The organism is Actinosynnema pretiosum, from assembly GCF_024171695.1.
Classification (GTDB): Bacteria; Actinomycetota; Actinomycetes; order Mycobacteriales; family Pseudonocardiaceae; genus Actinosynnema; species Actinosynnema pretiosum.
Map to the genome: position 1 here is coordinate 275,263 of NZ_JAMTCF010000011.1, position 22,355 is coordinate 297,617.

Below are 22,355 nucleotides of genomic sequence, written 5' to 3' on the forward strand. Positions count from 1 at the left end.
CCGCCCGGTGGTTGCGACGCTCCGATCAGCATGCTGGTATGCGAGGTATGTCCCGTCAATGCTGCTCTGGGCGGGATAACCGCAGGTGCCTGGCTTCTCCCAGGCGTTTGCGGTCCGCTGAGTTTCAAATACTTGGGCAGGGGGAACCGGTGACGACGGGGGTCGGTCCGATCGTTCTATCCACTATGGAAAGACGTGTGCTGCTGAGGTGGGCGCGCGGCGGGGAACCGATTGCACTGCGTGCGCAAATAATTCTTTTTTGCTCCGAAGGAGTGACCTCCGTTGAGACGGCGAAGCGGTTGGGCGTCTCCAGGGAAACCGTGCGCAAGTGGCGGGGCCGCTTTCAGGAGGACCGGATCGGCGGGTTGACCGACCGCCCCAGGTCGGGCTCCCCGCGCACGATCGGCGAGGAGTGCGTGCGCTGCGTCGTGGCCGCCACGCTCGAACTCCCCGCCCCCGGCGGCGGCCGGTGGACCACCAGGGCGATGGCCTCGGCGCGCGGGTTGTCGCAGACCGCAGTGTCCCGCATCTGGCGCGACGCTGACCTGCGTCCCGAGCTGGTCGCGGCGTGGCGGCTCGTGCTCGACCCCGGTTTCGTCGCCCGCGTGCGCGGTGTGCGCGGCGTCCTGCTCGCCCCCGGCGGCGGCGCGCTCGCGCTGGCCGTCCGCGCGACCGCGCGACGTGCTCCCGAAGCCCCCGCAGGCGGGTGCGCCGTGGTGCGAACCTGCGCGGATTCCCCGTGGAGCAAGGAGTTCGCGCCGTTCCTCGACGCCGTCGACGCGGTGGCGGGCGCCGAGGCGCTGCACGTGCTGTGCTCCGACGAGCGGGTGCTGGCCACCTACCCGGTGCGGCACTGGCTGGCCCGCAGGCCGCGCCACCGGTGCGCCGCGACGCCCGCCGCCGCCCGCTGGTCGGTGCTGCTGGAGCGCTGGCTCGACGCGCTGGCCGGCCTGCCAGGGCAGGCCGAGCTGCGCGACCGGGTCCGGGCCGCCGACCCGGAGCGCCCGGCCGAGCCCGCCGCGCCGTGGCCGCCCGCGCGGGAGGGCGACCGGGGGCTCCGGGCGTGCCCTTGCCGCACCTGGGGGTGACCCGTAGCATCGCCCCGGCCGGGCCTGAGCCCGTGACGCGCCCGGCGGGCCCCGCGCCCGCGACGCGCCCGGCGCCCTCCAGCCCCGCTCCCGCCGACCCGGTGGGGCGCGGCTCCTCTCCCCGCTCACCGGATCGCGCACACCGATGGGGGTCGTGGATGAAGGTCTCGTTGACCGGAACCGCCGAGACGCTGCTGGCGACGCTGTGCGCCCGCGCGGTCGACGCGAGGTCGCCGCACCCGCTGCTCGGCGACACCTCGGCGGCCGAGGTCGTGGAGCGGCTCGACTACGACTTCGCGAAGCTGCGCGTCACCCCGGCCACCGCCGTCGGGATCGCGCTGCGCGCCAGGCTGTTCGACCGGTGGGTCCGGGCGTTCCTCGCCGACCACCCGGAGTCCACCGTGCTGCACCTGGGCTGCGGCCTGGACAGCCGGGTGCTGCGGATCGCCCCTGGGCCAGGGGTCCGCTGGTTCGACGTCGACCAGCCGGAGGTGGCCGAGCTGCGCGCGCGGGTCTACCCCGAGCGGGCAGGCCACCGGGTGCTGGGCGCCTCGGTCGCCGACGAGGACTGGCTGGCACTGGTCCCGGCCGACCGGCCGGTCCTGGTCGTCGCCGAGGGGCTCGCGATGTACCTGGGCGAGGAGGAGGGGCCCGCGCTGCTGCGCGCCCTGGTCCGGCGCTTCCCCCTCGGCGGGCAGGTCGTGTTCGACTCCTACTCGCGGGCCGTGGTGCGGATGAGCGGCCCGCTGCCGGTGTTGCGCGAGACCGGGGCCCGGATGCGCTGGGGCGTCGACGACCCGCGTGAGCTGCCGGACCTCGTCCCCGGCCTGCGCCTGGTCGAGTCGGTCAAGGCGTACGAGACGGCCGACCCTGGCGACCACCGACGCCTGCCGCTCGGGCTGCGGCTGAGGCTGCTGCTGGACACCAGGGTGCTGGCCAGGCTGCCGGTCACGCGCAGGGTCGGCCACATCTCGCGGTTCGCCTTCTGAGGATCACTCCGGCAACGGCGGCTCCCCGGCTCCCGCGACCTCGGGCCCGTCCCACCGCCGCAGCGCGGGCGCCACCAGGGCGCCCACCGCCACCGCGCACCACACCACCGCCAGCACCACCCCGGTCTCCCGCAGCCCGACGCCCTCGATCAGCACGCCGCCCACCAGGGTGCCCAGCGGCACGGCGGTCAGGGTGGCCGAGTTCTGCAACCCCAGCACCCGGCCCCGGAAGCGGTCCGGGACGCGCTCGCTCACCAGGACCAGCACCATCGCCTGCAGGGGGCCCGCGCCGAAACCGGTCAGGACGGCCGCCGCCAGCAGCAGCGGCGTCGGCGGGAGCAGGGCCAGGCCGACCGTGCCCAGGGCGGTCACGGCCTGGGTGAGCACGAACACCGACCTGCGGGACAGCCGGGCGCCGAGCGTCGAGTAGGCGATCGAACCGGCGATCCCGCCCACGGCGAGGAAGGCGATCACCAGGCCGTAGCCGCCGGGCGCGTCCAGGGCGACCATGTGCACGGGCAGCAGGACGTTCTGCAGCGGGGCCAGCACGAGCAGGCTCGCGGTCACCACGCAGGTCGCGGTCAGCAGCACGCGGTCGCCCGCCAGCACCCGGAAGCCCGCGCCCAGGTCGCGGCGCACCCCCTCGGACGCCTCGCCGGAGCCCGCGCCCACGCGTGCGGGCAGGGTCGCGGTCACCGCGGCGGCCAAAGCCGAGCACCCCGCCGTCATCCACAGCACGCTCGCCGGGTCCAGCAGCACGAGCGCGCCACCGGCCAGCGCCGGGCCCACCACGACCACGATCCCGCTCACGCCCTCGCGCAGCCCGGCCAGCTTCTCCAGCCCGACCCCGGCGGCCGAGGCCACGTCCGGGGCGAGCGCCTCGCGGGCCGTCATGCCGGGCACGTCGAACAGCGCGCCCGCGACCCCGAGCACCAGGAACCAGGTGACCGTCAGCCCGGAGACCTGGTCGACCAGGGGGAGCGCGGCCACCGCCAGCGCGGACGCGAGGTCGGCGCCGACCGACGTCCGACGCCTGCCGAACCGGTCGACCACCAGCCCGCCCGCGACCGCCGCGACCAGCACGGGCAGCGCGCTCACCGCCGCGATCAGCCCGGCCACCGCGGCGTCCCCGGTGCGCACCAGCACCAGCCAGGGCAGCGCGACGGCGGCCACGGAGTTGCCGAGCATTGATAAGGCGTGGGACAGGAGGTAGCGGATCACCATGCCGCCAATCCTGGCGAAAACCCCGCGGCGGGAGGTGACCGACGCGCCGCCCGCCACCCCGGAGCACCGCATCCGGTGGTCCACGCGCGCGCACCCGCGTCCCGCCCCGTCATGTGGGGGCGGGACGCGGGCGTGCGCGTGGACCGGTCAGCCGGGAAAGCCCCCGACTAGCCGAAGTTCACGTCGCTGCACCACATGTAGGCCTGGTCCAGGTGCGAGGCCTGCCAGATCGTGAACACCACGTGGTGCCCCCGGTAGCTGCCGTTGGTCTGGACGTTGAACGTGATGTCCTTGGCGGGCGCGTACTTCCCGGTCTGCGTGACGAAGTCCAGGTTGCCCCAGCCCAGGCGCTGCGTGGCCGGGTCGAAGCCGTTCTTGCTGACGTAGACCTTGAAGTAGTCCGCGCCGTGGCTGGCCTGGTCGTACAGGTGCATCGAGAAGCTGCTGCCGACGTTCGTGGTGCGCCACTTGCCCGGCGTGTTCAGGGAGTTGTTGCGCGCCAGGGCGTTGCTGCACAGCTGCCCGTCCGGGGTGGCGGCCTGGAAGTTGCCCTTCAGGCCGTCCCGGAGCGCGCTCATCCAGTTCCACATGGTGTCGGCGTTGGCCTGGTACGCCTGGTAGCACGTGGGGTCCTGCTGCTGCATGGCCGGGTTCGTGTGCTGCGTGCCCCAGTCCTGCCAGCACTGGTAGGCGCGGGTGGCCGGGCCGACGATCGTGCCGTGCGCGGACGCCGACGGCGTGGCGACGAAGACGCAGGCCAGGACGCTGACCACGACCGCGATCACGCCGCGCCGTCTGGTCGCGGACCCCGAGGTGGTTCGCGTGCGCATGGTTGATCCTCCATTCTCCGTAGGTGTGGCGGCGGCGAATGTTGGGAGCGCTCCCAGTGGTTACCGGGGACACTATCCGTCACAGAGCGAAACTTCAACGAAACACTGAGTGATCAAGTTGCTTTCTTTCCGCCCGCCCGCTCGGTGCGAGCGCATCGGAAGATCCACTACAGTCCACCGGGCACCTCTCGGCTCGGCGAACCAGGAACCCCTGCCATGGCCCGCTCCGCGCTCCACCGCCTGATCGCGCGCCACGCCCCGCACGCCCCCGCTCGCAGGGGCCTGGTGGACGACGCGGAGGTCACCGCCCGCCCCCTCCTGGACGACGTCCTGCGCACCGCCGTCGAAGCGGCCGAGGACGGCTCGTGGCGCCCCGCGTCCCGCCTGCTCGCCACCACCGGCTGGAACTGGGAGCGCCGCTGGGAGGCGGTGCAGGCGCTGGCCGCGCACGCCGACGAGGCCGACGGCGACTGGATGCAGGACTGGCTGCTGGAGCAGCCGCACTCCCCGGACGCCATCACCGCCCACACCGCCTGGCTGCTCACCCACGCCACCGTCCTGCGCCGCGACCGCGCCGCCCCCAAGGCCACCCGCGTCCGAGGCTTCCGCAGGGCCCTCGTGGCAGCCAGCGACCGAGCAGGCGACGCCGCCCGCCTGGCTCCCGACGACCCCACCCCCTGGGCCCAACAACTCGCGGTGGCGCACGGCCTCCACCTCCCCGAGGAGAAATTCGCCCGAGCCTGGAAAGAACTCCTGGACCGCGACCCCCTGCACCGCTCAGGCCACGCCCTGGCCCTGCGCTACCGCTGGGACTCCCACCTGACCGGCCGAGTGCCAGGCGCCCGCACCCCGAACCCCACCCCACACCCCGACCGCTACCCCGCAGACTCCTACCCCGAGGCCCTGGACTTCGCCGACCAGGCAGCGGAATCCTCCCCTTCCCTGTCCTGGCTGCGCCTCCTGGTGGCCGCCCAGGCCGACCACTGGGACGACCCGGCGGTGCCCGCGTCGATCTCCGCAACCACGGGCTGGCTACGCGACGGAGGCTCCGAAACCCCAGACGCCCGCCACCACCGAGCCGCCCTGGCCCTGGCCCTGGTCCGCACCGGCAGACACACCGAGGCCGTGGACCAGTTCCGAGCCCTGGGCAGGCAAGCCGACTCCCCGGTGTGGGACCACGTGGGCCCGACCAAACGAGCCGCGTTCCTCACCACCAGAGCAGAAGCCTGCCGCAACAGCCCAAGTCCCCGCACTCGCGGGCTGCGGGGCGAGCGCAGCGAGCCCGCAGCCCCCTGATCCCGCGTCCCTCTTCTCCGTGTGGCCTGGCGCAGCCCGAGCACAGGTGTCAAGACGCCGCCGCACTGAGCGGCAGACTGCCTGGTCATACGGCGTCTTGACGCCTGTGCTTGCCTGAAAGGAGGCCACACGGAGAAGAGGGACCCGGACCACCGCAGTGGTACAACCGCACCACCAACCCAACGGTCACCGGCCGGCAGAGCTCGTCCCCCTCTTTTTTGGAGGCCTGCCCCGCCGGCGAGGCGAGCCCTTCAGCTCTTGACTTTCAGCTCTTGACTTTCACCTCCCCCTCCCCGCCCCCCTCAGGTACAGCAGGCACTACCCCGATCCGGCCAGCCTGCGGGATCGAACCAACCATCTCCCCACGCCACTCTTGACGGTGTCCGAACAAGCCGATCGAGAGGGGAATCCCTTGTCCCGCAAACGACTCCTGCTCAGTGCTCTGGTAGCCGCGACCGCAACCGCAACCGCGCTCGCCGCCACCACAACCGCCATCACCCCCATCGCGCTGGCCAACCAGGAATCCCAGCAGAACGACCGCGCCGTCCGCCAAGGCCTCGAACAACTAGTCACCGCCCACAACTTCCCGTCCGCGATGGCCTCGATCCGCGAGCGCGACGGCCGCACCCGCTTCCTCGCCCCCCGCGCCGGTGAACGGGTCCCCGTCAACGGCCAGGTCCGGATCGGCAGCGCCAGCAAGATGTTCGTCAGCGCCGTGATCATGCAACTGGTCGCCGAGGGCAAGGTCGACCTCGACGCCCCGGTCGAGACCTACCTCCCCGACCTCGTCCGAGGCGAGGGCTTCGACGGCCGCGAGATCGCCGTCCACCAGCTCCTCCAGCACACCAGCGGCATCCCGGAGTACACCGACGTCGTGGCCGACGACATCCTCGCGATCCAGCACACCTACTACGAGCCCCACGACCTCCTCGACGTCGCCCTCGCCCGCCCGCGCACCGTGCCGCAGAACGAGAAGGCCTACTACAGCAACACGAACTACGTCCTCGCCGGTCTCCTCGTCCAGCGAGTCACCGGCCGCCCGCTCGGCGAGGAGATCACCCGCCGCGTCATCACCCCCCTCGACCTCCGCGAGACCTACTGGCCCACCGCAGGCGAGGAGCGCATCCGGGAGGCCCACCCGCGCGGCTACCTCGTCAAGGACGGCGCCCGCACCGACATCAGCGACCTCGACCCGTCCTGGGCCTGGTCGGCGGGCAACCTCGTGGCGTCCCCCAGCGACCTCAACAAGTTCCTGGCCGCGCTCGTCGGCGGACGCCTGGTCGCACCCGAGCAGCTGGCGAGGATGCAGCAGACCGTCGAGGCCCACAAGTTCCCCACGACCTGGCACTACGGCCTGGGCCTGATGAAGATCGACCTGAGCTGCGGCGGCCACGCCTGGGGCCACGGCGGCGACATCGACGGCTACGAGACCCGCGACGCGGTCACCGAGGACGGCCGCGCCGCCACCGTGGTCGTGACCGCCCTGCCCGACAGCAACGAGCAGGTCGAGGCGGTCAACAACGTCCTGGACACCGCGCTCTGCGCCAAGTGACCCGATGCCGACGAGTCCGCCCCGCCCGTGCTGCGGCGGGGCGGACTCGTCGGCGTCACAGGGGATCCAGGTCGACGATCGCGTCGTACCAAGCGCCTTCCTCGTCGTCCCCCCGCACCGCCGGATCGATCTCCTCGACCCGCGCGAGCAACGCCCGCAACCCCCAGGACCTGCGCTCGCCGTGCGCCTCGCACGCCCGCAGGAACTCCGCCCTCCGCTCCCCGCTGTCCAGCGGCGGCCCGTTCTCCGGCCCCTCCTCCAGGTCGAGGATCCGGAACTCCACGAACGCCGCGCTCACCAACCACGAGACCTCGACGAAGCGCGCGACCGACGAGTTGACGAAGTACACCGAAGGTCGGTAGAAGTCCGCTCCGAGTCCGAACTGCGCGCGCATGACCGGGTGCAACTCCTCCGCCGTGAAGGGCCTCTCGGTGACACCGAGCACCCGCCCGTCGTCGACCACCGCCCCCAGCTTCCCCGTGCTCGACGGATCACCCCAGTGCCCCAGGTCGTGCAACCGCTGCCAGGGCGCGATCAACCGCCGCTCCTCCACCCGCCTCACCTCCACCACCGCCTCACCTCCACAACCTCCCCACCCTCACCCCCGCCCGTCCTCCAAATACCGCAGCACCGCCGTCACCCGCCGATCCGCCCGCTCGCTCGGCGGCAGGTCCAACTTCGCGAAGATGCTCCGGATGTGCTTGTGCACCGCCCCCTCCGTGATCACCAACCGCTCCGCGATCGCCCCGTTCCCCAACCCCTCGGCCATCAGCGCCAGCACGTCCCCCTCCCGAGGGCTCAGCCGCTCCAACCGCCGATCCGCCCGCGACCGCGTCACCAGCTGCGCCACCACCTCCGGATCGATCGCCGTCCCCCCGCCCGCGACCCGCCGCAGCGCCACCATGAACTCCTCCACCCGCCCCACCCGCTCCTTGAGCAGGTACCCCAACCGCGCCCCGCCCTGCGCCAGCAGGTCGTCCGCGAACGCCCGCTCCACGTACGCCGACAGCACCAGCACCGCCAGCCCCGGCCTGCGCCTCCTGGCCTCCACCGCCGCCCGCACCCCCTCGTCCGTGTGCGTGGGCGGCATCCGGACGTCCACGATCGCCACGTCCGGCAGGTGCTCGTCCACCGCCGCCAGGAACGGCTCAGGGCGGTCGGCGGTGGCCACCACGTCCAAGCCCTCCGCGCGCAGCAGCAGCGCCAAACCCTCGCGCAGCAGGGAATCGTCCTCCGCGATCACGATCCGCACGGCAGGCTCACCCCCACCGCCGTCGGCCCGCCCACCGGGCTGCTGACCAGCAGCACCCCGTCGTGCGCCTCGACCCGCCGCCGGATGCCGTCCAACCCCGAACCGCCTCGCGCGTCCGAACCGCCTCGCGCGTCCGAACCGCCTCGCGCGCCTGAACCGCCTCGCGCGCCTGAACCGCCTCGCGCGCCTGAACCGCCTCGCGCGCCTGAACCGCCCCGCGCGTCCGAACCGCTCCGCGCTTCCGCGCCGCCGCGCCCGTCGTCGGTGATCGTCACCCGCAACCGCCCCTCCCGCTGCTCGATCCGCACCTCCGCCCGCCGCGCGCCGCTGTGCCTGGCGATGTTCGTCAACGCCTCCGCCACCACGAAGTACGCCGTCGCCTCGACGGACGCCGCACTGCGCACCGGAACGTCCGACACGACCGCGCAGGGCACCGGGCAGTTCGCCGCCAGCGCCGCGACCGCGTCGCCCAGCGTCCGGTCGTCCAGCACCGGCGGCAGGATCGTCCGCACCACCGCCCGCAGCTCGGCAAGCGCTTGCTCGGCGGCCTCCTGCGCCCGGTCGAGCACCGCGTCGGCCGCCGCCGGATCGCGGTGCACCACCCGCCTCGCCGCGCCCACCAACAAGTTCACCGCCACCAGGTGGTTCTGCGCCCCGTCGTGCAGCGACCGCTCGATCCGCCGCAGCTCCACGGCGTGCGCGTCCAGCGCCGCCGCGCGCGTGGCGGTCAACCGGATCACCCGCAGCGCCAGGTCCGTGCCCGGCGCCGGACCGAGCAGCGCCCGCCCCACCGCCGCGTGCGCCCTGGCCAGCACCTGCGGCGCGATCAGCGCCAGCACCGCCCACCCGAGCCCGATCCCGGACACCAGCAGCGCCTCCCGACCGTCGTGCGCCGCCGGGAAGCCGATCGCCGCGGTGATCTCACCGGGCGGCAGCACGTCCCAGTACAGCGGGAACGCCAGGTCGTGCACCGCGTTGAGCGGCAGCATCACCCCGCCGACCGCCAGCGCCAACCCGCAGGTCCCGTGCCACGCCAACCACCCCAGCTCACGCGCCGTCGCCCGCACGGACGGCACCACCCCGTCCGGCAGCGGCTCGGCCTCCACGACCACGGCCCCCGCGCGCGACAACCGCCCCCGCTCCCGGTCCGCGACTGCCCGCACCGCACGGGAAACGCGGGGCACCAGGGGAATCCCCACGCCCACCAGGCACAGCACCGCCACCACCGGCACGAGCGCCAGGACCGCGAAGGCCGCCACCGCCGTGCCCAGCGCGCCCAGCAGCGACCGGAGCCCGTCGACGGGGGCGCGCAGCAGGCCGCGCCCCGACCCCGAGGGGGACCGGGGCGCGGCGGACCGCTCCGTCACGCGCACAGCGCCGCGTCCAGCGCGGATTCCATGTGCTCCACGTCCACCAGGTCCCTCGGCAGCCCGGTGACCGCCACGGTCGCGGCCTTCCCCCGCGTGGTCACCGCGTTGTAGACCGCGTACCCCGGCGTCAACCCGCCGTGCGTCCACGCCTCACCGCCGCAGCTCAGCGCCAGCGTCGCGAGCCCGAGCCCGTAGCGCGCCTTCCCGGTGAGGTCGAACCCCGGCGCGTCCACGGTCGTGCGCATCTGCGCCAACTGCTCGGGCGCCAGCAGCTCACCGCCGAGCAGCCCGGTCATGAACCGGTTCAGGTCGGTCGGCGTGCCCACCAGCGCGCCCGCCGACCACGCGGCCGAGGTGTCCATCTCGCTCACGTCCTGCCACGCGTCGCCGCGCTTGAGCGCCAGGTACCCGCGCGGGTGCTCGCCCCGGACGCGCTGCTCGCCGACGGCGGGCCAGTAGGTGTCCCGCAGCCCCAGCTTCTCGATCACCCGCTTGGTGATCTCCTCGCCGATCGGCCGCCCGGTCACCTTCTGCGCCAGCAGCCCGGCCAGCACGTAGTTGGTGTTCGCGTACCCCCACTGCCCGCGCTCGGTCTCGGACGGCTCGGCCAGCCCGGCGTCCACCAGCTCGCGCGGCTCGAAGTACCGGTGCAGCGTGCCGAACAGGTCCCCGAGCAGCGCCTGGTCGTAGTCGCCGAGCCCGCTGGTCTGCTGGAGCAGGTCCCGCACGGTGATCCCGCGCCCGTCCAGCCCGATGCCGGGCAGGTAGCGCTCCACCTGGTCGTCCAGTCCGAGCCTGCCCTCGCCGACCAGCTGCAGCACCACCACGGCGGTGAACGTCTTGGTGTTGCTGCCGAACCGCACCTGCCCGTTCTGCGGCACCCGCCCCACCGAGGACGCGGTGTAGTGCCTGGTCCGCCCACCCGGCTCGCGGACGGCGGCGAGCACCGCCGGGAACCCGTCCTCCCGCACGAGCACGTCCAGCCCGCGCTGCACGGCGTTCCCCCGTTCCGGGGCGTTCCCGCGCTCCGCGTCGGCGCTCGCCTGCGGCACGCCCACCAGCACCCCGGCGCACACCGCCACCAGCGCGGTCGCGACCGCCCTCCGCACCCGCATCGTCGTCTCCTCACGGTCGATTCGCCTGTGCCACAAGCATCTCGACGCGGAGAACGGCGTTCCATCCCGCTGGCTGACCGATCCGGGGTACAGCAGGCTGTACCCCTCCACGCGACCGCCCGCCCACCACGGCGTGGCGGACGGGCGGCCGGACGTTCCGGTATTCCGGTGTTCCGGTGTTCTGGCGTTCGGGAAAGCGGCTCAGGCCCCCGGCCGGTTGCCGGTGGGGATGGTGATCAGGGTGGTCGTGCCGGAAGAACCCTTGTTCAGGAACAGCATCGCGATCGCCCGGATGAACTGGTCGAACATGTAGAACCCCACCGGCATCACCGGCAGCAGCCCCTCGCGGAACGCGATGTACGCGGGCCAGCCCGTGCGGATCAGCGCCGACGCCGCGTAGTCCCTCGGCAGGTTCAGCCAGTCGCCGACCTCGTGGCTCAGCGCGTACCGCACGAACTCGTTCAGGAACCCGCGCGTCACCCCGAGGTCGATCTGCGCGGTCAGCCCCAGCAGGTCCTTCGCCAGGTCCTTGCCCTCGGTCGACGGCGCCATGATCGGCGTCAGCACCTGCGCGGACTGCGCCTCCGCCTCGGCCCACGACTTCGGGATGAACTCGTCCCGCACGCCGAGCATGTGGATGGCCACCTGCCACATGTGCAGGAACGCCTCCTCCTCGGCCGCCGTCATCGGCACCCGCCACTCCACCAGCTTGCGGTGCACGTAGGTGCCCAGGCTGTGGAAGGTGACCAGGATGTCCCCGTTGCTGATGGGGATGCCGTTCTGCTCGTCCGCGACCGCCCGCCAGCGCGCCGACTGCGGCAGCAGGTGCCGCACCGCCGCGTGCACCAGGCGGGTCTTGTTGGAGGTGACCAGGAACTGCCCGGACGGCTCGTACGCGGTCAGCTCGCTCAGGTCGTAGCCGAAGGTGAACGTCTTGGCCGCGCGGTCCTTCATGTCCGCGCCGCCCGCCGACCAGTACACCGACTTGGCCTCGCGCGGGATCACCGTGCTCATGATCCCGCTGCCCAGGCCGTAGAGCATGAACAGGTAGGTGTCCTTGCGGCGGTTGAAGTCCGCCGCCAGCCGCAGCTTCGACCGGTCGGCCCACGAGGGCAGGCCGTTGACCTTGCCCAGCCAGGTGGACAGCGCGGGCGGCAGGCCGGTGGGCAGCGGGTCGTTGTTGTTCACCCACGTCCGGATCGCCGCGTTGACGGCGGGCACCTGGCCGTTGCGCAGGACCGACGCCATGATGCCGTCGATCTCGTCGTCCCACACCCACCACGGGTCGGTGCCCGCCGCCGCGCCCACCGTGCCCGCCGCGGTCGACGCCCAGGCCGGGACCGCGCCCGCGACACCGACCAGACCGAGCGCGGCGCCGAGGGACAGCATGTGCCTTCTGCTGAGATCGCTCATTTACTTACCTAGCTTCCTCGATAGGCAAAGTTGCCGCTCAAGCGGCGTAGCGGGGGAGCGGAGCGGCGGCGTTCTCCCTTGATCCGTGGAGAGATTCTTCGTTAACATAGCGACGCGCGTCACTGGTCGGCAAGGGGGCCTGAACCGGTCCGCCACCCCAGGAGGAGTCCGCATGAGCACGGAGCAGAGCCGGGTCTCGGAGCACGCGGCGACGGGCCAGCGCCCCGCCTGGGTCACCGACGAGGTGGTCGCCCGGTGGTGCGAGCGGGTGCGCAGGGACGTGACCCGGCGGGGCGGCAGCGCGCCCGACCCGGTCACCGCCGCCGCGCCCTACGACCTGGCGCCGGTCGCCACCGTCCCCGCCTGCGCGCCCGAGGACGTCGCGTCCGCCGTCGTCACCGCCCGCGACGCCCAGCGCGCCTGGGGCAAGGCCTCGCTCGCGCTGCGCGCCGAGGTCGTCCTGGCCTTCCACGACCTGCTGCTGGCCCGCCAGGAGCAGGTGCTCGACCTGATCCAGTGGGAGACCGGCAAGGCCCGCTACCACGCCTGGCAGGAGGTCGCCCAGGTCGCCACGCTCGCCCGCCACTACGCCCGGCGCGCCAAGCACTACCTCGCGCCCAAGCGGGTGCGCGGGATGCTGCCGGTGCTGACCAAGGTCAGGGAGGTGCGCGTGCCCAAGGGCGTCGTCGGCGTCATCTCGCCGTGGAACTACCCGCTGTACCTGGGCGCGGGCGACGTGATCCCGGCGCTGATGGCGGGCAACGCGGTGGTCTCCAAGGCCGACTCGCAGACCGCGCTCACCCTGCTGTGGACGCGTGAGCTGATGGCCGAGGCCGGGCTGCCCGACGACCTCTGGCAGGTCGTCACCGGGTCCGGCTCGGTGGTCGGCACGGCGCTCGTCGACCACGTCGACTTCATCTGCTTCACCGGGTCCACCGCGACCGGCCGCACCGTCGCCGAGCGCGCCGCGCGCAGGCTCATCGGCGCGTCCCTCGAACTGGGCGGCAAGAACCCGCTGGTGGTGCGCGAGGACGCCGACGTGGAGGCCGCCGCGGCTGGCACGATCACCGCCGCCTTCGCCAACAGCGGGCAGATGTGCATCCACGTCGAACGCGCCTACGTGCACGAGAAGGTCTACGGCGCCTACCGCGACGCCCTCGTGCGGGCGGCGGGCGCGCTGCGCATCGGCCAGGGCTACGACTACGCCGCCGACCTCGGCTCGCTCGTCTCGCGGTCCCAGCTCGCCGCCGTCGAGGCGCACGTGGACGACGCGGTGGCCAAGGGCGCGACCGTGCTCGCGGGGGGCAAGGCGCGGCCGGACGTCGGCCCGCTGTGCTACGAGCCGACCGTGCTGGAGGGCGTCACCCGCGACATGGCCGTGCACGGCGAGGAGACGTTCGGGCCGGTGCTCTCGCTCTACCCGTTCCGCACCGACGACGAGGCCGTCGCGCTCGCCAACCAGGGCAGCTACGGCCTGTCCGCGTCGGTCTGGTCGCGCGACACCCGCGCGGCCGAGCGGATGGCGCTGCGCATCCGGTCCGGGTCGGTGAACGTCAACGACGGCGCGATGGCGGCGGCGGGCAGCGTCGAGGCGGGCATGGGCGGCATGGGGGACAGCGGCCTCGGCAGGCGGCACGGCGCCGAGGGCATCCGCAAGTACACCGAGAGCCAGACGATCGCCGAGCAGCGGCTCATGCCGCTCGGGCCGTCGCCGAAGGCGCCCGTGGCCGACTTCGTCCGCAGCACCAACCGGCAGCTGGCGCTGATGAAGAAGTTCCGGGTGCGCTGACCGTCCTCTTCGGACAGCGGGGAGGCGGGCCGGGTCGCACCCGGCCCGCCTCCCCGTCCCCGCCTTCCCGCGCTCAGCTCCCGCCCGCGCGCTCCCCGTCCAGCGCGCGCAGCGCGCCCTTGGTGACCTTGCCGCCCGCGTTGCGCGGCAGCGCCGGGAGCACCACCAAGTCCTTGGGCAGCTTGAACGAGGCCAGCCGCCCCTCCAGGAACGCGGTCAGCTCCGCCAGCGACAGCGCCTCCACGCCCGGCGTAACGGCGGCGAACGCCACCGGCACCTGTCCCCACCGCTCGTCCGCCCGCCCGACCACGGCGACCTCCAGCACCGACGGGTGCTCGGCGACGGCGTTCTCCACCTCGGCGCAGTAGATGTTCTCGCCGCCGCTGATGATCATGTCCTTCTTGCGGTCCACCACCCAGACGAAGCCCTCGTCGTCCTGCCTGACCAGGTCGCCGGAGTGGAACCAGCCGCCCGCGAACGCCTCCGCCGTCTCCTGCGGCTTGCGCCAGTACCCGCGCGTCACGGTCGGCCCCCGGTAGACGATCTCGCCGACCTGGCCGGGCGCCACGTCCGCCATGAACTCGTCCACCACCCGGTACTGGATGGTCGGGATCGGCTTGCCCACCGACCCGAGCTTGCGCAGCGAGTCCTCCCCGCGCAGCACGCAGGTGATCGGCGAGGTCTCGGTCTGGCCGAACACCGCCACGTTCAGCGCGTCCGGGAACGCCTTCGCCATCGCGCGCAGCGTCGCGTCGCTCGCGGGCGCCGCGCCCCAGCTGATGATCCGCAGCTTCAGGTCGCGCTCGTGCACGTCCGGCTGCGCGCACAGCAGGTCCCACTGCTGCGGCACGTTGAACACCACCGTCGCGCCCTCGCGCTCGTACGCGTCGAGCACCGCCTTCGGGTCGAACGCGCCCAGCGGGTGGATCACGACCGTGCCGCCCACCAGGATGTTCGCCACGATCGAGCCGAGGCCCGCGATGTGGAAGAACGGCGCGGTCAGGAACCCGACGTCGGAGTCGTCGAAGATCTCCATCGCCCGCACGCAGGTGATCGCCTGCACCTGCATGTTCAGGTGCGAGAGCAGCACGCCCTTGGGGCGCCCGGTGGTGCCCGAGGTGTACATGATCAGCGCGGTCGCGTCCTCGGCCACGTCCGGCGGGTCGATCGGCTCGTGCGAGGTCAGGAAGTCCTCGTACGCCACGAAGTTCTCCGGCGCGTCCTCCGGCAGCGCGCCGACGACGACGACCGTGCCGACCTGCGAGGTGGCGGGGACGGCGCGCAGCAGGGGTAGCAGGCGCTCGTCCACCACGACGGCGGACGGGGTGCAGTCGGCCAGGATGTAGTCCAGCTCCGGCGGCGCGAGGCGGAAGCTGAGCGGGACGGCGACGGCGCCCAGGCTGTTCGCGCCGAACACGGTCTCCACGAACCACGGGTGGTTCAGGGTCAGCGTGGCCACCCGGTCGCCCGCCGCGACGCCGCGCCCGGCGAGCGCGGCGGCCAGGCGGAGCGAGCGGTCGGACAGCTGGGACCAGGTCGTGGTCTGCCCCAGGTAGCGCAGCGCGGGCTTGTCCGGGCGGGTGGCCGCGTGGGTGGCGGTGTGCGCCATCCAGTGGTGGCGGAAGGACCAGGGTGGAACCGCGGGGGTCGGCATTGACCACTCCTCGTGGGCCGGTGGCGGCGAGCGGTTGCGGCGTCATTATGCCGAGTCGCCTGGCTGGTTGAGAAGGGCTAAGTTAACCGGAATTCACGTCTCGACCGGTCGGTTCGGGTGCGGCGGCCGATCCGCGCGGGGTGGTTGCCCTTGACTTGCTCCGCTTCGTGGTTGACTGGCGCACATGGCCCTGTTCCCGCGCGCGCACGCACGGGTGCCGCGGTGACCGCCGAGTCGACCGCGGCCGTCCGACCGCGCAACCGCAAGCAGCTGATCGTCGAGGCCGCCGGGCGGGCGTTCACCGAGCGCGGGTACCACGCGGCGTCGATGGAGGAGATCGCCGCCAGCGTCGGCATCACCGCCGCCGCGCTGTACCGGCACTTCCCGAACAAGTACGCCCTGTTCGCCGAGTGCGCGTACGTGATGGTGGACCGGCTCGTCGCGGCGCTGGACGAGGTCCCGCCCGGCGCGGCGCTGGCCGACCTGCTCGCGGCCGGGACGCGGGTGACCGTGGCGCACCGGGCGTCCGGCGGGCTGTACCGGTGGGAGGCGCGGTACCTCAACCGGGAGGACCGGCAGGCGCTCAGGACGAAGTTCGGGCACGTGGTCGAGCGGGTCACCGGCGCGGTGCGGCGCGAGCACCCGCTGCCGCAGGAGCAGCTGCGGGCCGCCGCCGCGCTCGGCGCGATCGGGTCGATCACCATGCACCGCACGTCGATCGCGCCGCGCCGGGCCGAGGAGCTGTTGCAGGCGGCGGCTTTCCGGGTGGTGGCGACCGATCCGGCGGCGGGCGGCGGACGTCAGGTGCGGCTGCCCGCGCAGCCCGAGCCAAGGACCCGGCGCGCCGAGATCCTCGCCGCCGCCGTGCCGCTGTTCGAGCGGGACGGGTTCGCGAACGTCACCAACGGCCGCATCGCCGAGGCGGTCGGCGTGGTGCCGTCGGCGATCTACCGCTACTTCCCCGGCAAGGCCGACATCCTGGCCGCCGCGTGCTTGCAGGACGCGGAGCTGTTCGCGCAGGCGGTGGAGCAGAACCTGCGCGGCGTCACCGAGCCGCGCGAGGCGGTGGCGGCGCTGGCGGCGACGTACGTGGGCTACAACTTCGAGCGGACCGCGCTGACCAGCGTCGCGAGCGCCGAGATCGTCGGGCTGCCGGTGGAGCTGCGGCGACCGCTGGTGGTGGCGCAGCGGGAGCACATCGCGCTGTGGGAGCAGCAGCTGCGGGCGGTGCGGCCGGAGCTGGACTCGCGGCAGGCGAGGGTGCTGGTGCACGCCGGGTTCGGCGTGGTGGTGGAGGCCGGGCGGCGGTTGCGGTGGCGGGACGCGCCGGAGAACCGGGACGTGGTGGCGGCGCTGCTGGTGGGGGCGCTGGGGTTGTGATCGCCGGGGTGTTCGTCGCCGGGGGCGGCGGGTTCGCCGAGGAGTGGTCGGGCGGCAAGGGCGTGGTGCCGGTCGTGGCTGTCGGCGGCGTCGACCGGGCGCTGGCGCAGCGGTGCGCCGCAGCCGCGCGGAAGTCGGGGTTCGACCACTACTCCGTGGCCGCGCTGGACGTCGCCGGTGCTCCGGCCGACCTGGTCCCGATCACCGACCTGGTCCGCCCCGGCCGCTGGGTGCTGGTCCTGCCGGACCGCTCGGGGGCGGTGCTCACGACCGCGCGCGGGTACGCGCTGGCGGCCGGTGGTCCGCGGTTCCACGCCGGGTTCAGCCCCGGCGGCCAGGACCGCGCCCGGATCGCGTTCCACCGGGCGGCGCGGCGGCTGGCCGACCGGTTCCCCGACCTGCCCGACGTCGCCGCGCGGCACCCCGTCGAGACCCCGGTCGACCGGGGGCCGCACACCCTGCGCCAGGTCGAGCTGATGCGCGAGCTGGCGCGGGGCGCGATCTCCCCGGCGGACCTCGCGGAGCGCTGGTTCCCGGTCCGCCGCGCGGCGGCGCGCGCGGGGGAGCGGACCGGCGAGCCGCTGACCACCGTCCTGGACCGGGTGTTCACCGCCCTGGACGACCGCTCGACCGACCCGGCGCTCCGCGAGCGCGACGACGACGCCCTCGTCACCTACGTGCGCGACGCGGTTGTCCGGTTGAGCGGCGCCGCGTCCCCCGGTCGTCGAGGGGTGCGGCGCCACCGCGATCACCTGCGCGCGCAGCTCAACGCGGGTGACGTCGCCGACCCCGTCGCGGTGAAGCCGAACGTGGTCGACGCGCCCGGAGCCAGCGCGCCGTTGTAGGACTCGTTCGCCACGGTCGCCGTCGACCCGCTCGTGCTCAGCACCCCGTTCCACACCTGCGTGATCGCCTGACCGCCGCCCAGCGCCCAGGCCACCGACCAGCCACCGGCGCCCGCGCTGCCCGCCGTCACGGTCACCTCGCCCTGGAACCCGCCCGACCAGGAGTTCGTGGTCCGGTAGGCCGCCGTGCAACCGCTTCCGCCCGGCGGCGGGGTGGTGGTCGTCGTGGGCGGGGTGGTCGTCGTCGGACCCGTGGTCGTGGTGGTGCGGCTGGTGGTCGTGGTGGTCGGCGGCGGGGTGGTCCCGCCGTTCGCCGCGTGGTCCAGGTACTCCTCCAGGTTGCGGTAGCCGTCGCCGTCCGCGTCGCCGTTGTGGTCGGCGGTGTTCGGGTTCAGGCCGTTCGCGCTCTCCCAGGCGTTCGGCATCCCGTCGCGGTCGGTGTCCCAGCCGCTCGGGGCGCTCACCTGCGCGGCGTTCCAGATGGCGTTCCACTCGGACTGGTTGTACTCGTTGACGATCCCGCCGCTGGTGGTGCGGGTCTCGGCGACGATCCGGGTGTCCACGGCGTCGCGCGCCCACCAGAAGGCGCCCGAACCCGAGAGCACCTTCGGCAGCGCGGTGTACGCGGCCTCGGTGGTCATGTTCGGCACGGGGAAGCGGCTGGAGCGCAGCGTGGACGAGGAGAACGCGCTCGTGGGGGCGTCCTTGCCGTTGGTGGTGTTCGAGTCGCCGTCGTAGTCGACCTTGTTGCCCGACTGGTGGATCGTCGTGCCCGCCGCGCCGGTGTAGACCTCGGGGTTGCCGGAGTTGTGCCGCAGGTAGGTGTTGCCGACGAAGTTCGCGTTCACCGGCTGGTTCGCGCCGCTGTAGCCCTTGCCCTCGAAGATGACGTTGTTGCTCCACTCGACGTAGTTCGTCGCGTTGGTCTCGTTGCCCAGGCGGGGAAGGCGGCTGGTGTTGTGGGCGTAGAGGTTGTGGTGGTAGGCGATCGCCGAGCCCGCCACGTCGCTGCCGATCAGCGAGCCGTACGAGTGGCCCGCGTAGTTCAGGCCCTCGGCGACGATCGAGTGCTGCACGGTCACCTGGCCCGCGCCGTCGCTGGCGCTGATGCCCTCGTCGTCGGCCCAGCTGACCGAGACGTGGTCGACGACGACGTTGTCGCCGGTGATCCAGATGCCGTCGTTGGTGGCGCTGCCGGGGTTGGCCTGGTCCTTGCCGGGGCGGAACTTCAGGTGCCGCAGCACGACGTTCTTGCCGGTGATCTTGGTGGCCTGGCCCATGATCGTGATACCGGGCCTGGGGGCGGTCTGGCCCGCGATGGTCAGGTTGCTCGCGCCGATCCCGAGCCAGCCCTGCCGTCCGGCGGGGGAGAGCTTGATGGCGCCCGCGACGTCGAACACGATGGTGCGGCCCGCACTGGGCACGGTGGTCAGGCCGTGCCGGAGCGAACCCGGCTGCGGGCTGGCGGCGTTGTCGGTGAGGTTGGTGACGTGGTAGACGTCCCCACCCCGCCCGCCGCTCGCGTACATGGCGGGCCCGGCCGCGCCGGGGAACGCGGGCACCGCGGCGGCGTCCGCGGGCGGACTGGCGGCCACCAGCCCGGCCAGGGCGAGCGCCCCGGCCACCCCGAACGCCAGTGCCGCGCGGGCGGGCGCCCGCGACGAGGTCGACCTTGCTGGTGCCACGCTGGACCTCCGGAGGTCTGGGCCCCACGTCGGTGTGGAGCGCCGGTCGTGGACACAGACGGGGGGAGTGGCGGGGGATAACAGCGGGCGGGCGGGTTCACCTGGTTGGCGCAGCGGGTGCGGAGGCGGACCGGGAAGCGCTTTCCGGCGGCGACCTGAGCCGCGCCGGGTGTGTCCCGACGCCCTCCGAGCGCGGTGACGGCCCGGCGTCACCGCGCGTCGAGCACCCCGACGGCAACCTCGGACCCGCCGCTCGGGTGACCGCCGTCACGTCCGGAAACCCTGTGCTGTCAACGTCCTACCGCGAGTGACGGACCGTTCCCGCTGCCCCGGACCAGGATCGGCCGGTGCCCACGCGCCCGCCCGCTGCCCAGTACGCTGCCTGGGACGCAGCGCCCGCAGAGAGGTTCCCCGTGCAGCCGCTTCATGCTTCCGACCCGGTGGAGATCGGCCGCTACCGCCTGACCGGGCGGCTCGGCTCCGGCGGGATGGGCAGCGTCTACCTGGGGCGCTCGCCCGGTGGCAGGCTGGCCGCCGTCAAGGTGATCAACCTGGGGTTCCAGGAGGACCCGAACGCGCTGGAGCGGTTCCGCCGCGAGGTCGAGACGCTCCGGACCGTGCGCAGCGCCTACACCGCCGCGCTCATCGACTCCGAGACCACGACCCCGCCGTGCTGGTTCGCCACCGAGTACGTGCCCGGCCCCACGCTCGCCCGCGCCATCAAGGACGAGGGCGGGCTGCCGCCCGACCTGTGCCGCGCGCTGCTCGCCGCGCTCGCCGAGGGGCTGGCCGACATCCACGCGCACGGCGTGTGGCACCGCGACGTCAAGCCGCAGAACGTGATCCTGTCCGCGACCGGCCCGCAGCTGATCGACTTCGGCATCGCCCGCGCCACCGAGCAGACCGCGCTCACCCAGCAGGGCCTGGCCACCGGCAGCCCCGGCTACATCGCGCCCGAGGTGCTGACCGACGACGCGGTGGGCCCGGCCGCCGACGTGTTCGCGCTCGGCGCGACCATCGCCCGCGCCGCCACCGGCAGGCCGCCGTTCGGCGACGGCAACGCGTACGCGATCACCTACCGGACCGTGCAGGTCGACCTCGACCTCGACGGGGTCGAGCCGGAGCTGGCCGCGCTGATCACCGCGATCACCGACCGCGACCCGGCGCGCAGGCCCAGCCCGCAGGAGATCATCGAGCGCTGCCAGCCCGCGCCGCAGCTCGTGGAGCACCCGGCGTACCGGCGGGCGCTCGTCCGCAGCGCGGCGGCCCGTGACGAGCGCACCGACGTGCTGGTCGGGCCCGTGGCGCCCGGTCCGTCGACGCCCGGACCGGTGCCCGCGCAGCAGGCCCCGCAGCAGCCGCCCGCCCAGCCACCGGCGCAGCAGCCGCACACCCCGCCCCGGCCGGGGCCCGCGCAGTTCCCGCAGCAGGTCGCGCACCAGGGGCCCGCGTCCGGACTCCAGTCGCTGCCCCGGTCGGGCCCGCAGCCCACCCTGGCCGGCTACCCGCCCACCGGCTACCAGCAGCCGCCGACCGCCTACCGGACCCACCCCGGCGGCCCGCCGCAGGTCCACCACCCCGTGCACACCGGTCCGCAGCAGGTCAAGCGCCGTCCCGGCGCGCTCGCCGCCGTCGCGGCCGTCGCCGTGCTCGCGCTCGCCGGCGGCGGGATCTACCTGCTGGACAAGAACAAGTCGGCCGACCAGGCGGGCGGCGGCACGTCCGCGTCCACGCCCGCCTCGCAGTCCGGCGGGGCGGGCCAGCCGCCCGCCTCCGAGTCGGACGTCCCCGACGGCAACCGCTGCACCACGGCCCAGCTCACGATGGTCTTCGAGCCGGTCGAGCGCGGGGGCCGCGTCGCCACCTACCGGCTGGTGTTCACCAACACCTCCAACCAGGAGTGCGTGCTCAACGGCTTCCCCGGCGTCTCCCTGCGCGACAACGACAACGCGATCATCGGCGACGCGGCCGGTCGCGCGGGCGGCACCAAGGAGCCGGTCACCCTGGTCCCCGGCACGGCCGTGCAGGCCGACGTGATCGCGAGCGTGAGCGAGTCGGGCGACGACGAGGGCTGCTGGGAGGAGCCCGAGACCCTCGTCGTCTTCCCGCCCGCGTCCAAGTCCACGATGACGCTGAAGACCAAGGAGCCGGTCGTCTGCGGCGAGCGGTTCACCGTCGGCGCGGTCTACCCCGTGCAGACCTGACCAGCGCGACCCCGGCCGCTAGACAGCAGCCTCCGGCGGGATCTCCACGGCGATCTCCGCCCCGAGCCGCGCGCCCGCCAGCAGCTCCAGCTCGTCCCCGCTCCAGAACCGGCCGGGGTCGTACCAGTTGGCGCGCCTGCCGGTCGGCAGCAGCCCCATGGCCTCGTAGGTCACCGCCACCACCTCGGCGCAGTAGGCGGTCTCCAGCGTCATCTCGGCCGACCGGCGCACCCTGGGCAACCGGCCGCGCAGCCACCGCCCGGCCAGCCGCGCGGTCGACGGGAACGGCGTCCCGTCCAGCCGGGCCACGGTCCTGAGCACGGCGTCGTCCACGTCCAGCGAGTGGTCGAGCTGCCGCAGCCACGCCCGCTGCCCGTACTTGCGCGCCCACACCACGACGGCGTCGTGCAGGTCGTGCAGCTGCACCCCGCGCTGGTGGGTCCCGGTCCACACGTCGGGCAGCGAGCGCCCCAGCTCGGCGTGCCACATCAGCGGCGGCAGGTCGTCCACGACGACGGACATGCCGACGTGGTTGACGGGGCTGTTGGTGGTCATCTGGATCGCCCGGTCGGCCGGTGAGCTGCCCCGGAACAGCCAGACGTCGCCGGTCCGGGTGAGGTCCACGGCCTCGGCGAGGGAGATTCGCGTTTCGCCCATCCGGGTAGCCTA

At 73.6% G+C, this 22,355-nt stretch carries 18 protein-coding genes; 8 read left to right on the top strand and 10 right to left on the bottom strand.

Going from position 1 to position 22,355, the window contains the following annotated elements:
• Positions 1-185: 185 nt before the first annotated feature.
• Together LV78_RS23470 and LV78_RS23475 are read left to right on the top strand one after the other, a co-directional pair.
• Positions 186-1,088: a helix-turn-helix domain-containing protein gene (locus LV78_RS23470; RefSeq protein ID WP_301307203.1), complete on the top strand. Its 903-nt coding sequence runs from the start codon at positions 186-188 to the stop codon at positions 1,086-1,088.
• A 158-nt stretch (positions 1,089-1,246) separates the two neighbouring features.
• A complete protein-coding gene (locus LV78_RS23475; RefSeq protein ID WP_253847771.1) occupies positions 1,247-2,077 on the top strand; it encodes a class I SAM-dependent methyltransferase in 831 nt (276 codons plus the stop codon).
• Positions 2,078-2,080: 3 nt separating this feature from the next.
• Here LV78_RS23475 and LV78_RS23480 read toward each other — a convergent pair whose 3' ends face one another.
• Together LV78_RS23480 and LV78_RS23485 are read right to left on the bottom strand one after the other, a co-directional pair.
• Entirely contained in the window at positions 2,081-3,301 is a 1,221-nt protein-coding gene (locus tag LV78_RS23480; RefSeq protein WP_253847772.1) for an MFS transporter, read from the bottom strand.
• Between the two features lie 167 nt (positions 3,302-3,468).
• Positions 3,469-4,131 carry a lytic polysaccharide monooxygenase auxiliary activity family 9 protein gene (locus LV78_RS23485; protein WP_253847773.1) on the bottom strand — a complete coding sequence of 221 codons (663 nt, stop codon included), beginning with the start codon at positions 4,129-4,131 and terminating at the stop codon, positions 3,469-3,471.
• 216 nt (positions 4,132-4,347) lie between these two features.
• Here LV78_RS23485 and LV78_RS23490 point away from each other — a divergent pair, with 216 nt between their 5' ends.
• The gene (locus tag LV78_RS23490; RefSeq protein WP_253847774.1) at positions 4,348-5,427 is read left to right on the top strand and encodes a hypothetical protein; all 1,080 of its coding nucleotides are present in this window, start codon (positions 4,348-4,350) and stop codon (positions 5,425-5,427) included.
• A 412-nt stretch (positions 5,428-5,839) separates the two neighbouring features.
• Positions 5,840-6,979: a serine hydrolase domain-containing protein gene (locus LV78_RS23495; RefSeq protein WP_253847775.1), complete on the top strand. Its 1,140-nt coding sequence runs from the start codon at positions 5,840-5,842 to the stop codon at positions 6,977-6,979.
• 55 nt (positions 6,980-7,034) lie between these two features.
• Here the strand turns inward: LV78_RS23495 and LV78_RS23500 are convergent, their stop codons facing one another.
• From LV78_RS23500 to LV78_RS23520, 5 genes are all read right to left on the bottom strand, one after another.
• On the bottom strand, positions 7,035-7,550 hold the full coding sequence (locus tag LV78_RS23500) for an SUKH-4 family immunity protein (protein ID WP_253847776.1): 516 nt from the start codon (positions 7,548-7,550) through the stop codon (positions 7,035-7,037).
• 27 nt (positions 7,551-7,577) lie between these two features.
• Positions 7,578-8,231 carry a response regulator gene (locus LV78_RS23505; protein ID WP_253847777.1) on the bottom strand — a complete coding sequence of 218 codons (654 nt, stop codon included), beginning with the start codon at positions 8,229-8,231 and terminating at the stop codon, positions 7,578-7,580.
• Positions 8,219-9,604 carry a sensor histidine kinase gene (locus tag LV78_RS23510; RefSeq protein ID WP_253847778.1) on the bottom strand — a complete coding sequence of 462 codons (1,386 nt, stop codon included), beginning with the start codon at positions 9,602-9,604 and terminating at the stop codon, positions 8,219-8,221. Before LV78_RS23510 ends, LV78_RS23505 begins: the two co-directional genes overlap by 13 nt.
• Positions 9,595-10,716, bottom strand: coding sequence for a serine hydrolase domain-containing protein (locus tag LV78_RS23515; RefSeq protein ID WP_253847779.1), 1,122 nt, complete (start codon positions 10,714-10,716; stop codon positions 9,595-9,597). The genes LV78_RS23510 and LV78_RS23515 overlap by 10 nt, the downstream gene beginning before the upstream one ends.
• Before the next feature lie 201 nt (positions 10,717-10,917).
• Positions 10,918-12,129: an oxygenase MpaB family protein gene (locus LV78_RS23520; protein ID WP_253847780.1), complete on the bottom strand. Its 1,212-nt coding sequence runs from the start codon at positions 12,127-12,129 to the stop codon at positions 10,918-10,920.
• Between the two features lie 172 nt (positions 12,130-12,301).
• Here LV78_RS23520 and LV78_RS23525 point away from each other — a divergent pair, with 172 nt between their 5' ends.
• On the top strand, positions 12,302-13,918 hold the full coding sequence (locus tag LV78_RS23525; protein WP_253847781.1) for a succinic semialdehyde dehydrogenase: 1,617 nt from the start codon (positions 12,302-12,304) through the stop codon (positions 13,916-13,918).
• A 73-nt stretch (positions 13,919-13,991) separates the two neighbouring features.
• Here the strand turns inward: LV78_RS23525 and LV78_RS23530 are convergent, their stop codons facing one another.
• On the bottom strand, positions 13,992-15,572 hold the full coding sequence (locus LV78_RS23530) for an AMP-binding protein (RefSeq protein WP_253847782.1): 1,581 nt from the start codon (positions 15,570-15,572) through the stop codon (positions 13,992-13,994).
• 222 nt (positions 15,573-15,794) lie between these two features.
• Between LV78_RS23530 and LV78_RS23535 the strand changes: the two genes are divergently transcribed.
• The gene (locus LV78_RS23535; RefSeq protein ID WP_253847783.1) at positions 15,795-16,952 is read left to right on the top strand and encodes a TetR/AcrR family transcriptional regulator; all 1,158 of its coding nucleotides are present in this window, start codon (positions 15,795-15,797) and stop codon (positions 16,950-16,952) included.
• An 8-nt stretch (positions 16,953-16,960) separates the two neighbouring features.
• Positions 16,961-17,797 (top strand): hypothetical protein, encoded by an 837-nt coding sequence (locus LV78_RS23540; RefSeq protein WP_253847784.1) that lies wholly within the window; start codon positions 16,961-16,963, stop codon positions 17,795-17,797.
• On the opposite strand, the gene LV78_RS41735 is transcribed toward LV78_RS23540, so the two are convergent.
• Entirely contained in the window at positions 17,701-19,482 is a 1,782-nt protein-coding gene (locus LV78_RS41735; protein ID WP_253847785.1) for a cellulose binding domain-containing protein, read from the bottom strand. The genes LV78_RS23540 and LV78_RS41735 overlap by 97 nt on opposite strands.
• A 413-nt stretch (positions 19,483-19,895) precedes the next feature.
• Between LV78_RS41735 and LV78_RS23550 the strand changes: the two genes are divergently transcribed.
• The gene (locus tag LV78_RS23550; RefSeq protein WP_253847786.1) at positions 19,896-21,686 is read left to right on the top strand and encodes a protein kinase domain-containing protein; all 1,791 of its coding nucleotides are present in this window, start codon (positions 19,896-19,898) and stop codon (positions 21,684-21,686) included.
• 18 nt (positions 21,687-21,704) lie between these two features.
• Here LV78_RS23550 and LV78_RS23555 read toward each other — a convergent pair whose 3' ends face one another.
• Complete coding sequence (locus LV78_RS23555) at positions 21,705-22,343, bottom strand: hypothetical protein (protein ID WP_253847787.1); 639 nt, start codon at positions 22,341-22,343, stop codon at positions 21,705-21,707.
• Positions 22,344-22,355: the final 12 nt, after the last annotated feature.